The organism is Streptococcus sinensis (assembly GCF_000767835.1).
In the GTDB taxonomy this organism is placed as follows: domain Bacteria; phylum Bacillota; class Bacilli; order Lactobacillales; family Streptococcaceae; genus Streptococcus; species Streptococcus sinensis.
In genome coordinates, this window is record NZ_JPEN01000114.1 from 1 (window position 1) to 13,294 (window position 13,294).

General features: G+C 40.5%; 13 protein-coding genes and 2 pseudogenes. 8 read left to right on the plus strand and 7 right to left on the minus strand.

Annotated elements, in window-relative coordinates:
* Positions 1-175: 175 nt before the first annotated feature.
* On the minus strand, positions 176-1,735 hold the full coding sequence (guaA, locus tag SSIN_RS09655) for a glutamine-hydrolyzing GMP synthase (protein ID WP_037618463.1): 1,560 nt from the start codon (positions 1,733-1,735) through the stop codon (positions 176-178).
* 243 nt (positions 1,736-1,978) lie between these two features.
* Here guaA and SSIN_RS09660 point away from each other — a divergent pair, with 243 nt between their 5' ends.
* The 8 genes and pseudogenes from SSIN_RS09660 (at position 1,979) to xerS (ending at position 8,405) form a co-directional block, all read left to right on the plus strand.
* Entirely contained in the window at positions 1,979-2,632 is a 654-nt protein-coding gene (locus SSIN_RS09660) for a GntR family transcriptional regulator (RefSeq protein WP_037618466.1), read from the plus strand.
* A 117-nt stretch (positions 2,633-2,749) separates the two neighbouring features.
* Positions 2,750-3,082 (plus strand): putative DNA-binding protein, encoded by a 333-nt coding sequence (locus SSIN_RS09665; protein WP_005590307.1) that lies wholly within the window; start codon positions 2,750-2,752, stop codon positions 3,080-3,082.
* A 55-nt stretch (positions 3,083-3,137) separates the two neighbouring features.
* On the plus strand, positions 3,138-4,706 hold the full coding sequence (gene ffh, locus SSIN_RS09670; protein ID WP_037618468.1) for a signal recognition particle protein: 1,569 nt from the start codon (positions 3,138-3,140) through the stop codon (positions 4,704-4,706).
* A 61-nt stretch (positions 4,707-4,767) separates the two neighbouring features.
* Positions 4,768-5,559 carry an alpha/beta hydrolase gene (locus tag SSIN_RS09675; RefSeq protein ID WP_037618470.1) on the plus strand — a complete coding sequence of 264 codons (792 nt, stop codon included), beginning with the start codon at positions 4,768-4,770 and terminating at the stop codon, positions 5,557-5,559.
* 49 nt (positions 5,560-5,608) lie between these two features.
* Complete coding sequence (locus tag SSIN_RS09680) at positions 5,609-6,052, plus strand: MepB family protein (protein WP_037618473.1); 444 nt, start codon at positions 5,609-5,611, stop codon at positions 6,050-6,052.
* 123 nt (positions 6,053-6,175) lie between these two features.
* The gene (locus SSIN_RS09685; protein WP_037618476.1) at positions 6,176-6,919 is read left to right on the plus strand and encodes a CPBP family intramembrane glutamic endopeptidase; all 744 of its coding nucleotides are present in this window, start codon (positions 6,176-6,178) and stop codon (positions 6,917-6,919) included.
* Positions 6,920-7,010: 91 nt separating this feature from the next.
* Positions 7,011-7,139: pseudogene (locus SSIN_RS10995) on the plus strand (acetylxylan esterase); the annotation flags it as partial.
* A gap of 195 nt (positions 7,140-7,334) precedes the next feature.
* Positions 7,335-8,405 (plus strand): tyrosine recombinase XerS, encoded by a 1,071-nt coding sequence (gene xerS, locus SSIN_RS09690; RefSeq protein WP_037618482.1) that lies wholly within the window; start codon positions 7,335-7,337, stop codon positions 8,403-8,405.
* A gap of 45 nt (positions 8,406-8,450) precedes the next feature.
* On the opposite strand, the gene SSIN_RS09695 is transcribed toward xerS, so the two are convergent.
* The 6 genes and pseudogenes from SSIN_RS09695 to SSIN_RS09720 form a co-directional block, all read right to left on the minus strand.
* Positions 8,451-10,886: a CAP domain-containing protein gene (locus SSIN_RS09695; RefSeq protein ID WP_037618484.1), complete on the minus strand. Its 2,436-nt coding sequence runs from the start codon at positions 10,884-10,886 to the stop codon at positions 8,451-8,453.
* Positions 10,887-11,054: 168 nt separating this feature from the next.
* Positions 11,055-11,786 (minus strand): tRNA (guanosine(37)-N1)-methyltransferase TrmD, encoded by a 732-nt coding sequence (gene trmD, locus SSIN_RS09700; RefSeq protein ID WP_037618485.1) that lies wholly within the window; start codon positions 11,784-11,786, stop codon positions 11,055-11,057.
* Positions 11,776-12,294 (minus strand): ribosome maturation factor RimM, encoded by a 519-nt coding sequence (rimM, locus tag SSIN_RS09705; protein WP_037618488.1) that lies wholly within the window; start codon positions 12,292-12,294, stop codon positions 11,776-11,778. The genes trmD and rimM overlap by 11 nt, the downstream gene beginning before the upstream one ends.
* Before the next feature lie 94 nt (positions 12,295-12,388).
* Positions 12,389-12,751 (minus strand): TIGR02328 family protein, encoded by a 363-nt coding sequence (locus SSIN_RS09710; protein WP_037618491.1) that lies wholly within the window; start codon positions 12,749-12,751, stop codon positions 12,389-12,391.
* Entirely contained in the window at positions 12,720-13,139 is a 420-nt protein-coding gene (locus SSIN_RS09715; RefSeq protein ID WP_037618494.1) for a YbgA family protein, read from the minus strand. Before SSIN_RS09715 ends, SSIN_RS09710 begins: the two co-directional genes overlap by 32 nt.
* Before the next feature lie 42 nt (positions 13,140-13,181).
* Positions 13,182-13,294, minus strand: a pseudogene (locus tag SSIN_RS09720) (GNAT family N-acetyltransferase); the annotation flags it as partial.

The following is a 13,294-nucleotide window of genomic DNA, read 5'->3' on the forward strand; positions in this document are numbered from 1 at the left end:
TCAGTACAGAACCAAATCCTTTCACTAATATTTTTTGTCCAACTTTTTGGGGTCAGTACAAAATTCTGGTGGGGTTTTTGGTGGGGAACCAATCAATTTTGATTGATTTTTAACCTTTTATAATAACCGAAAGTACTGTTAAAACAACCATTTCACTTCAAATCATGTTTATAAATCATTCCCACTCTACAGTTGCAGGTGGTTTGCTAGTGATATCATAGACAATTCGGTTGACATGGTCTACTTCGTTGACGATACGTACAGAGATCTTTTGCAGAACATCCCAAGGAATCTTGGCAAAGTCAGCTGTCATACCATCGATAGAAGTGATAGCGCGAATCGCAATTGTGTAGTCGTAAGTCCGGCCGTCACCCATGACACCAACAGATCGGACTCCAGTATTAACAGTAAAGTATTGCCAGATGTCGCGGTCAAGACCAGCCTTGGCGATTTCTTCACGGAGAATAGCGTCAGATTCGCGGACAGTTTCCAATTTTTCCTCAGTGATTTCACCCATGACACGAATGGCAAGACCAGGACCTGGGAATGGCTGGCGCCAGACAATGTCATCAGGCATACCAAGCTCTGTACCCAAAGCACGAACCTCGTCCTTATAAAGTGTGTTCAACGGCTCAATCAGCTCAAACTGCATGTCTTCCGGCAGACCACCAACATTGTGGTGAGATTTAATAGTCTGAGCAGTGTCGGTGCCAGATTCGATAACGTCTGTATAGAGAGTCCCTTGAGCCAAGAATTTCACATCTTTCAGTTTGCTGGCTTCGTCGTCAAAGACATAGACAAACTCGTTTCCGATAATTTTACGTTTTTGCTCTGGATCTGAGACACCGGCTAGTTTATCAAGGAAACGTTTAGCTGCGTCTGCCTTCACGATATTCAAACCAAATTTGCCGCCAAGCATATCCATGACCTGATCAGCTTCGCCTTTACGCAAAAGACCATGATCCACAAAGATACAGATTAGTTGATCACCGATTGCTTTCTGCAAGAGAACACCGACGACAGAAGAGTCTACACCACCAGAAAGTCCCAACAGCACCTTCTTGTCACCAACGGTTTGGCGGATTTTGTTGATTTCCATGTCTATGAAATTATCCATAGACCAGTCGCCTTTAGCCCCGCAGATATTGAGAGCAAAGTTGCGCAGAATATCGTAACCATATTCAGAATGACGAACCTCTGGGTGGAACTGGATACCGTAGATTTTCTTGTCAGGATTTTCAATAGCCGCAAAAGGACAGTCAGCAGAAGTCCCCGTACGGACAAAGTCAGCAGGAATTTCTGTTACTGCATCACCATGGCTCATTAGCACGATCTGCTCTTCTGGAGTGCTTTCAAAAAGAGGAGAACTAGTACGCGTTAATTTGGATTGACCATATTCACGATTGCCGGCATCACCTGCGGGTACCACTTTCCCACCCAATTTATGAGTCAAAAGCTGCATACCGTAGCAAATCCCCAAAATTGGAATCCCCAACTCAAAAATCTCTGAATCAATATCAAATGAACCTTCTTCATAAACTGAGTTAGGTCCACCTGAGAGGATAATCCCAACAGGACGGATAGCACGGACTTCATCAGCTGTAATCTTGTGGCTTTTTAGTTCAGAAAATACACCAATTTCACGAATGCGGCGTGAAATCAGCTGGTTGTACTGGCTGCCGTAATCAAGCACGATGATTTTTTCAACATCTTGCAATTCAGTTGTAGTTGTCATCTTTTCCCTTTCTTAAAAGAAGTAATCTTTTCCCCTCATTTTAACACAAAATAGGAATTTTTCCAAGGCGATAAGAAACAAGAGTGGTGAAAAACGATTAAAAGAGACAGAAAAATCTTCTTCGTTCGATAAATCAAATAAAATTCTGGAAAAACTAACCTTTTAAACGCTAATCCTTCATATTTAGTTTGACATTTGAAGTATTTGATATTAAAATAAAAGAAGGTATTAAATAAGAANGAAATTGACGAAGGAATTTGGGAAATTGGCGAACGATTGCCTAGCGAGCGAGATTTGGCTGATGACTTCAAAGTTAGTCGTATGACCTTGCGCCAAGCCATCACTCTCTTGGTCGAAGAGGGAGTTCTTGAGCGGCGTGTCGGTAGTGGTACTTACGTTGCTAGCACACGCGTTCAGGAAAAGATGCGTGGAACGACTAGTTTTACAGAAATCATGAAGTCCCAGGGGAAAACTCCATCCAGCCAACTGATTTCCTACCGACGGACGTTGCCTAGTGAGCGGGAAGTCGAAAAATTAGGCATTCACAAGACAGAGAATATCATTCGGATGGAACGGGTTCGCTATGCTGACGAGGTTCCTGTCGTCTATGAAGTCGCCTCTATTCCAGAGAAATTTATAAAGAATTTCAAAAAAGAAGAAGTAACTAGTCATTTCTTTCAAACTCTACAAGAGCACGGCTATAAAATTGGCAAGTCTCAACAGACTATTTATGCTCGTTTGGCCAAGGAAAACATTGCTAAATACCTAGGAATCCCTCGCGGTCATGCTATTTTAGGCTTGACACAAGTTTCTTATTTTGATGATGGAACAGCTTTCGAGTATGTAAAAAGTCAATATGTCGGCGAACGCTTTGAATTCTATTTAGAGAACAATTGATTACGTAAATTAAATTATGTTACAAAGCTGTCAAATCGACAGTTTTTTTGCAAATCTCTATTTTCAAATCTACCGAAAGAGTGGAGTTTAAAGGGATTATTTGATATAATATTCCTTATGGAAATTGAAAAAACAAATCGAATGAATGCTCTGTTTGAGTTTTACGCGGCTTTGCTGACTGACAAGCAGATGAACTATATTGAACTCTACTACGCAGACGACTACAGCCTTGCTGAGATTGCCGAGGAGTTTAACGTGAGCCGCCAAGCTGTCTATGACAATATCAAGCGGACAGAGAAAATTCTGGAAGACTACGAAATGAAACTGCACATGTACTCTGACTATATCGTCAGAAGTCAGATTTTTGATCAGATTATGGAGAAATACCCTGATGATCCCTATTTACAGGAGCAGCTTGCAGTTTTGTCCAGCATTGATAATCGAGAATAAAACGGATAGAAACCTGTCCATTTCCATCATTTGATAATTAAGAGGAGAAATATTTATGGCTTTTGAAAATTTAACTGAACGCTTGCAGAACGTCTTTAAAAACCTACGCAGAAAGGGGAAAATCTCTGAGAGTGATATCCAGGAAGCGACCAAGGAGATTCGTCTTGCTCTCTTGGAGGCTGACGTTGCCCTGTCTGTTGTTAAAGACTTTATTAAAAAGATTCGTGAGCGAGCTATCGGACACGAAGTTATTGATACTCTCAATCCAGCTCAACAGATCATCAAAATCGTAGACGAAGAGCTAACAGCCATCCTGGGTTCTGATACAGCTGAGATTATCAAGTCACCAAAGATTCCAACTGTTATCATGATGGTTGGTTTGCAAGGGGCTGGTAAAACGACCTTTGCGGGTAAATTGGCCAATAAACTTAAAAAAGAGAAAAATGCTCGTCCTTTGATGATTGCGGCGGATATTTACCGTCCAGCGGCTATTGATCAGCTGAAAACACTGGGGCAACAGATTGATGTGCCAGTCTTTGCCTTGGGTACTGAGTTCCCAGCAGTAGAGATTGTCCGTCAAGGTTTGGAGCAAGCCAAGGCTAACCACAACGACTATGTCCTGATCGATACTGCTGGTCGCCTACAAATTGATGAAAAGCTCATGCAGGAGCTAGCTGATGTCAAGGCATTAGCACAGCCGAATGAAATTCTGCTGGTTGTCGATGCTATGATTGGTCAGGAAGCAGCCAATGTAGCCCGTGAATTTAACAATCTGCTGGAAGTAACTGGGGTTATCCTGACCAAGATTGATGGGGACACCCGTGGTGGTGCAGCTCTGTCTGTCCGTCAGATCACTGGCAAGCCGATTAAGTTCACTGGTACCGGTGAAAAGATTACCGATATCGAGACCTTCCACCCAGACCGTATGTCTGGCCGTATCCTCGGTATGGGGGACATGCTGACCCTGATTGAAAAGGCCTCTCAAGAGTACGATGAGAAAAAATCGCTTGAAATAGCTGAAAAAATGCGGGAAAACACCTTTGATTTCAACGATTTTATCGACCAACTAGACCAAGTTCAGAATATGGGACCTATGGAAGACCTGCTCAAGATGCTGCCAGGTATGGCCAATAATCCTGCTCTGAAAAATATCAAAGTAGATGAAAAAGAAATTGCTCGTAAGCGTGCCATCGTATCTTCTATGACGCCAGCTGAGCGGGAAAATCCAGACCTGCTCAACCCGAGTCGTCGCCGTCGGATTGCGGCCGGTTCTGGCAATAGCTTTGTCGAAGTCAATAAGTTTATCAAAGACTTTAACCAAGCCAAACAGATGATGCAGGGAGTCCTATCTGGAGATATGAACAAAATGATGAAACAGATGGGCCTCAATCCTAATAATCTACCTAAAAATATGCCAGGTGGCATGCCAGATATGTCAGCTTTAGAAGGTATGATGGGACAAGGAGGTATGCCAGATTTATCTGCCCTAGGCGGAGCAGGAATGCCAGATATGAGCCAACTTTTTGGCGGTGGCCTCAAAGGTAAGGCAGGAGAATTCCTCATGCGCCGCAGCATGAATAAAATGGCCAAGCAAATGAAGAAAAACAAGAAAAAACGGAAGTAGTCTTAAACAAGTTACATAATTTATTTTATGTAACTTGTTTTGTAGACTTAGGAAAAAAGAAATGAAAAAGTTTATTAAGTACCTGATTCAGATTTACACCAAAATACAAAACAAACTCCCTTCCCACCCCATCAGCCATCTACCCTTGAGTAAAGTTGACATAGAACCAATTATTATGATTCCAGGCAGCTCAGCAACGGAGAATCGTTTTAACAAAATGGTCAAAAAACTCAATCATGGCCAACATCCACACCATGGTCTGATTCGTATCAAGGTCTGGAATGACGGTCGAATGACTTATCGTGGGCATTTGAAGCGAAAGGACAGAAAGCCCATTTTTGTGATTGGTTTTCAGAATAATCGCGATGGTTACAAAAATATCAAGAAGCAGGCTGCTCTGTTTAACACTGCCATAACTGTTTTGAGAGAGAAGTACTCTTTTAACAGCTTTAAGGCGTTGGGGCATTCTAATGGCGGACTGGTTTATACAGTATTCCTGCAGCGATACCTAGCAAACCATTCTGGATTGGAGATGGAAAAACTCCTGACTATTGGCAGTCCTTATAATCTGAACAAGAAAAATCTTAATCATCGAGTCCCAATGCTAGATGACTTTGTAGCCAATCAAGAAAAGCTACCTCAGCAGCTTCAGCATTTATCGATTTTAGGAATATTTTTCCGAGAAGGCGATGGCATTGTCCATAGAAGCAGTGTAGAGGCTGGAAGTCTGATCTATAAAGGAATAATTGCTTCATACGAAGAGATGGTCGTCACAGGCAAGGACGCCCATCATTCTTCCTTGCCGCAAAATGAGCAAGTCATTGATTTGATTAAAGAGTTTTTATTTCAATAATTATTTTACATAATTTAATTTCAGTGAAAATTAGAAAGACAATAAAACAATGAAAATAGTAGAGATTCTTCATAGGTATTATGGTGATTTTGATCTGATAAATGAAAAATGGAATGAAGACTATGAAAGCATTTTTATTAGGCCAAAGGATGATCAAGAATATAAAAGATGCCGTTTGGCAAAGAAAACACCCAAAAAAGAAGGATATTTTACAATCTTTTGGAAAAAAGACCAAGACAACAAGAATATTCCTTATACTGATAAAGACTTGGGTGATGAACTGGTTATTGTCGTTATTGACGACTGTCATTGCGGTTTATTTATAATTCCCAAAAAGGTAGCTATCAGTAAAAGAATTCTTTCTACAAAGGATTGTAAAGGAAAGATGGCTATGCGGTTTTATCCGTCCTGGTGCAGCAATTTAAATAAAACAGCTCGGGCAACACAAAAATGGCAACTGGATTATTTTAAAAAAATCGAATTAGAAGAATAAGTTTTTGGTAAAACAATTAAGTCAATTTTTAAATCTATAGAGATTGCATAATTTAAGTTATGTATTTTTTGATATACTTGTATAATTTTTAAGATGTTTTTAAAGCTATTAAAAGGAGTTCCAATGAAAAGAAACAAGGCTCTTTTAGTTTATTTGATAGGAACTTTTAGCCAGTTGTTATCGGTTTGCCTAGTTGTATTTTCTTTGAATTATTACGGTTTTCATTCAAATTTAGTAAATTTTTTTGGAATTATGATAGGTGGCATTTCGACATCCTTATGGGGAAGTATAGTTGCCGTTCGGTATTATCAGATTAATTTAAAGAAAATAGTAAAAGATTTTTTTAACATTCATACTAGTTATAAACATTATTTATTAGCATTTTTGCTAGTTATTCTTGATTTCTCTTTTCTATTATTTGGTGGAAAAATCAAACAATTTATTTGGTTTTTCCCTTTTCTGATGTTTTTAAAATTTGTTTTATATGGTGGTTTGGAAGAAATAGGTTGGAGATACGTATTTCAGCCGATTTTACAAGAAAAGTTGCAATATTTTCAAGCAACAATCTTAACATTTTTTATCTGGTCAATTTGGCATTTATTATTCTTTTATATAGATGGTTCCCTAGTCGGTCTTCAAATTGTTCCGTTTTTATTTGGATTGCTTACAAATTCTTTCATGCTTTCAGCTCTTTATTTAAAAACAGGAAATCTCTGGATTTGTGTTATGACACATTCAATTATAAATGTTCTTTCTCAATTAACTATCAGTGACGATCGTTCCGAAAGCTATCTAATCAGAATTATTGTCATTTTTGCATCATGTTATCTGGCCAAGTCCAGCAAAGTTAAACATAAGACGGATTAGTACTTAGAATGGTTCAAAACATTATATTTATGTATACAATAGAGACAATAAGAGTTAAATCATTGATACATTTGAATGAGTAGCATAAATATTAGAGTGTCTAAAAGAGCATTTAGTCATGCCAGAATATGCCCACGAAGCTATGAATTTTCAAGTCAATGATCGAGTCTATAATTTGCTCTGTGGTAACAAAATTCCATTTCGATATGTAGAAAAATAAGTTACAGAATAAAATAACAATCAGTAGATCCGTAAGATTTGCTGATTTTATTGTTTTTAAAAGGTATAGATTATAGAAAGGAAAACAAAACAGTCCTATATATCCCCTATGATATCTTTCCGAAAAACTATAATTTTCTTGAAAAATATATCTAGATATGCTATACTACTATTATAGAAAAAACGGAGAATTGTAATGAGACGTGAATTGCTGTTAGAAAGAATTGACAAACTCAAAGCCACTATGCCCTGGTACGTTCTAGAGTATTATCAGTCCAAGCTGGCAGTACCTTATAGTTTTACGACCTTGTACGAATATCTTAAAGAATACGATCGATTTTTTCACTGGGTTTTAGACTCTGGTATATCTGACGCTTCAGAGATTGCTGAGATTCCTCTCTCGGTCTTGGAAAATATGACCAAGAAAGACATGGAAGCTTTCATTCTATATCTGCGGGAACGGCCGCTTCTCAATGCTAACACGACCCAAAACGGCGTTTCCCAGACAACCATTAACCGAACTCTTTCGGCTTTATCCAGCCTCTACAAATATTTGACTGAGGAAGTGGAAAATGAGCAGGGCGAGCCCTATTTCTACCGAAATGTCATGAAAAAGGTAGCTACTAAGAAGAAAAAGGAAACTTTAGCTGCTCGTGCAGAGAATATCAAACAAAAGCTCTTTTTAGGAGATGAGACAGAAGGTTTTCTCCAATATATTGATATAGAGTACCCTAAGAAGCTCTCTAATCGTGCTCTATCTTCTTTTAACAAGAACAAAGAACGAGATTTAGCTATCATTGCCTTGCTGCTAGCCTCTGGTGTTCGTCTGTCTGAAGCTGTCAATCTGGATCTAAAAGACATCAATCTCAAAATGATGGTTATTGAAGTGACAAGAAAAGGCGGGAAAAGGGACTCTGTCAATGTTGCTGCCTTTGCCAAGCCCTATTTAGAGGAGTATCTGAGCATTCGGGTCAAGCGATACAAGGCAGAAAAAACGGATACAGCCTTCTTTTTGACTGAATACCGTGGTATTCCTAACCGAATCGATGCTTCTAGTGTCGAAAAAATGGTGGCCAAGTATTCTGAGGACTTCAAGGTGCGAGTGACGCCTCACAAGCTCCGCCACACACTTGCTACACGTTTATATGATGCAACCAAATCTCAAGTTCTCGTCAGCCACCAGCTAGGTCATGCCAGTACTCAGGTGACAGACCTCTACACTCATATTGTCAACGACGAGCAAAAAAATGCTCTGGATAGTTTATGATAGATAATAAAATCCGTATCATTTTAAGTGATACGGATTTTATTATCATATTCTATTTCTACGACGTCGTTTATTTGCTCCTACGAGCGTTGCTGCACCGATTGCCATTCCAAGAACAGCCAATCGCTCAGCTTCCGAACCTGAACCTGTATTAGGTAAAGTTGTCGTCGTCGCAGAAGCTGAAGCAAGTGGAGTAACTTGAGTTGCTGTTTTTACTCCCTGAGTGTTTGTTCCAGTCGTTACCAAATTATTTCCTTCATCTGAACTTGCGGTTGGAAGTCCATTTGTAGACGGAGCTCCTGCATTTGAACGATATTCAATAGAAGTATCTTTGCCACCAGCTGCAGCACCTCTATAAGAGAGCTGACTAGCATTTCTATTACCTTCTTCTTTAAGGAGGTTTGATTGTAGGCGGCTATGTTTCGCCTGAAGATCTGTGTAAATACTTTGTAAGCCGAGCAATTTCATATTTTCTTCTTCAGCGATAGACTTTTTAGCTTCAAAATCAGCTTTTGCAGCAACCAGATTTTGTTTAGCTTTTGCTAACTGCTGAGGAGCTTCTTTCAAGCTGACCACTCTTTGTTGAGCAGCCAACACACGCTCTTGAGCAGCAGTTAATTCTTCCTTGATTTTGCCTAATCCACTCTGCAACTTTTGTTCAGCAGCTTTCAAAGCAACTAACTGAGTTTGGGCTTCTCCCAGAACTGTTTGGGCTTTTGCTAATTTTGCCTGATATGGTGCTAGAGCATTAGAAATTCTGGTTGTAGCAGCAGCTAAAGCAGCTTTTTTATCAGCTACATTTTGTTTCGTGACAGCTAGATTTGTTTCTGCTTCATCAACTTGTTTTCTCGCATTTGCTAGTGCCGTTGCGCGAGCAGCTTCGCTATTTCGTACATCAGCCAACTGAGAATTTAAGATATTAATCGTGGATTCCTGACTAACTTTTTGAGCTTGCAATCCTGCCAAACGGTTTTTCAAAGCAGTAACATTGGCACTAGAACCTACAGAGCGCCCACCACCGCTACGAAGTAATTGAGCTAGCGCATCAGCGCTCATCAAAGTCCCATTATTCACACGTTCATTGAAATTGCGAATATTGTGGAAACCTACTTCTGAAGTACCATATGGAGTTCCCCACTGGTTCGGACGAGTATCATAGGCTGCAGAGATTGCATTGGCCTTGTTGTCCATCATTTGAACATAGTGACCAATTTTAGCAAATACACTTGCTCCAACTTTCATATAAATTGCGTTGGCATCAATCTGTCTTTCATCCGTTGGCAATCCATATTGGGCAGCAATTTTTTGGTACAAAGCCTTTTCACTGTGCCAGAAATCAACAGCACCTTGCGGGGTGAAACTGATGGCCACATTTTCGTTTCCAATTAGTTTGCCCATATGCCAGTTAGCTTTTTCAAAGTAGACTGTTTGAATTTGGCTGGCTACATTAGCATAAGGATCGACTAATAGCTCTGGAAGACCAGCGTTACGTCGGTAAGCATTGATAGCTTTAACCAATTCAAGGGCTTGGAGGTTGTTCTCAAGGCTTGCTGGACTAGCTGGATCCGTTCCAACTGTAATGCCATATTCTCGCTGACCACGTTGATACATTGCCAAAGCATTAGTAGCTGCATCCCTTACAGCTTGACTCGGAGCATTATTGCGCAAATTCTCTAGGAATTGGGAATAATTAGTATTTCGAAGATCAACCGGTGCTGTTGCAGCATTTTTCTGTTCAATAGCTAACTCTGTATTCGTTGAAGTAATCAATTGCTCAGTCTGATTTAACTCAGCCTGTGTTTTGTTGATCTTACTTTGGATGTCTGACTGAGCCTGCGGCGAGTCTTTCACATCCTGTTCTGCTTTTGTTAACTCATTCTTTGCATGTTCTAACGCGTTCTGTGCTTGATTTTGCTGATTTTTAGCTGTTCCTACAGCTTCTTCTTCTGCATGAACTGGTTCTTTAGCTTTATTGAGTTCAGACTCAGCTACATCTACCAATGATTGTTGGGCTGCAATTTTATTTTCCTGATCTTTTACAGCCTGACTTGCGTCAGCAACAGCTGTCTCAGCGTTTTCTACTGCTGCTGCTTTAGCTGCCGCTTCTTCCTCGGTAGATTTTACATGCTCTTCTGCTTGAGAAATTTCTTCGTCTGTAGCTTCTTTTTCATTCTCTGTCGCTGTTTCTACAGATTTTTCGGCTTCTGTAACTGCATTTTTTGCCGCTTCAACATCAGCTTGAGCCTTATCAGCTTGTTCTTGTTGTCGATCAGCATTTGCTTTAGCAGCGTCAGCTTGCTCTTTAGCTTCTGCCACATCTGCAGTAGTAATAGGCTTCTCTGTAACTGCTGTTGATTTTGGTTCTACAGTAGTTGATTTAACAATTTCTTCAGCTTTTACCTGATGACTGAGTCCTCCAGAGATGATCGTTGTCGCTGCGATACCAGTTGCTACAACGGATTTCCCAATCCTTTTTTCCATATATCGTACTCTCTCCTTCTTGTAGTATCCCTTACATATATCGGACACAAATATCGTATGCTATAATACTAACATAAAATGGCCGGATTCACCAGTCAAAACAATATCATTTTGATAGAAATTTTGTTACAGTTTTATGACGAAAACAATTAGTCACCAGCTGACCTTCTATCCCTTCTTTGATGAATGTTCCAAACGAATTTCTTCCAACATTTTGGCTTCTTCAGCTGTACATTCATAGTTTTCCAGCAAGTCCGGACGACGCTCATAGGTTTTTTTCAAACTTTCATAAAGACGCCACTTGCGGATATTTTCATGATGACCACTCATGAGAACTTCCGGAACAACAATGCCCCGATAGTCATAAGGACGAGTATACTGAGGATACTCCAAGAGTCCAGACGAAAAGCTGTCATCCGTGTGACTGACTTCCTTGCCAATAACCTCTGGAATCAGGCGAACTGTCGCATCAATCATGGTCATGGCCGCCAATTCTCCTCCGGTCAGGACATAGTCACCCAGCGAAATCTCATCCGTCACCAAGGTCTTGATCCGCTCATCATAGCCTTCGTAATGGCCACAAATGAAAATGAGTTCCTCTTCCTTAGACAGTTCCTCAGCATAGGCTTGGTCAAAAGTCCGACCGGCAGGATCCAGCAAAATCACGCGCGGCTGCTTCTTTTCAATGGCATCATAGGCATCAAAAATAGGCTGGGCCCGCAGCAGCATGCCCTGACCTCCACCATAGGGCTCGTCATCCACATGCCGAGATTTTTCCGCATTTTCGCGAAAATTGTGGTAGTTGATTTCTAAGAGGCCTTTTTCCCGAGCTTTACCGACGATAGAGTGCTCCAAGGGCGCAAACATCTCCGGAAAGAGGGTCAAAATATCAATCTTCATCGTCCAGTCCTTCCGGTATCTCTACATCAACCCGACCTCGCTCAATGTCAATCCCCAGCACCACTGGCGGAATATAAGGAAGAAGCAAGTCGCGCTTGCCTTTTCGTTTGACCACCCAGACATCATTGGCTCCTGGCTGGAGAATCTCCTTAATCGTACCTAACAGAACATCATTTTCATAAACTTCAAGACCGATGATTTCATGGTAGTAAAATTCTCCGTCTTCCAAGTCCGTTAAATCTTCTTCTCGGACTTTCAAAGTGAAATCACGAAATTTCTCAATCTCATTGATATGGTACATCCCCTTGAACTTGATAATGTCAAAGTTCTTGACCTTGCGGTGGCTAGCAATTTCCACGTCCATGACAAACTGGTCCTTCTTATCGAAAAGGGCCAGTTTATTACCTTTTTTAAAACGTTCTTCTGCAAAATCCGTCACTGACAAAACCCGCATCTCACCTTGCAGACCTTGGGTGTTAACGATTTTCCCAACATTAAAATAATTCATTTTTGCTCCAGTTAATCATTTTACTATTCGTTTTATTGTATCATTTTGCTTGCTTTTTCTCAAGACAGGCAGTTGGCTCAGACAACAGAAAAGCCTATAAGTCAATACCTTTTTCTTTGAGGTTTTGCAGACATTCCTCATAATATGCTGCATCATGCTCAGGGTAAATAGGCCTTGTGACAGGCACTTCTTCCAGATGCACATAAGCCGGACAAGCCTTGCCACGATAGTCCCACTCCAGCCATTCTGGCGATACACGATAACCTCGCTTGCTCATCTCCTCCATAATCAGCTCATGGTAGCGATAAAGCAAGTAAGGAGAGTGAGTAAAAACATAGTCAACGGTCGCATGTTTCTTCCCCCAACCATTACCACGAAGAGCACAGCATTCACGATGTTGCCCAAGCAGTTGTGGACGGGGAAGTTTAGGAATCAGTTCTTGATGCCAGAGTCTCATCGTAACCTCCATATAGTAAAGATGAATTTTGCAAATAAGGATTCGGATAATTTTCTAAAAGATTTCGCACTGCTAGAATCAGCTGCTCTTGCGGAATTTTGCCATACTCATATCGACTAAGCAGATACATGAAATCTTCTCTTTCTTTTTGGCTGGCCTTTTTCTTAAAATACCCCCAGACATGCTGAAAAGCATTGATAACTTGGCCCCTGCTTTCTGGTAAGGCTACTGCCTGCTCAATATAATGCCGAATATCTTCTACAAAAACCGTATCTTGCTTTAAATATTCACGTATTTCTTTATAAATCACAGCCGAATGGCTCAAAACCAAGTATTTATGTCGAGCCCATAGTCGCTCACACTCATGGCGGTCATTTCGTAATCTCATTTTCTTCTTTCTAGTTTTTAATCATCCAGTTTTTTAATGCTGTTTCTGATAAAAGTCCCAGCGGGCCTGGCGTTGCTCAGGATTGTCACAAAGCTCATCCAGGCGCTCAATCTCTAAGAGCATGGTCCGCTGATAAAAATTTACCAGCTTATCAA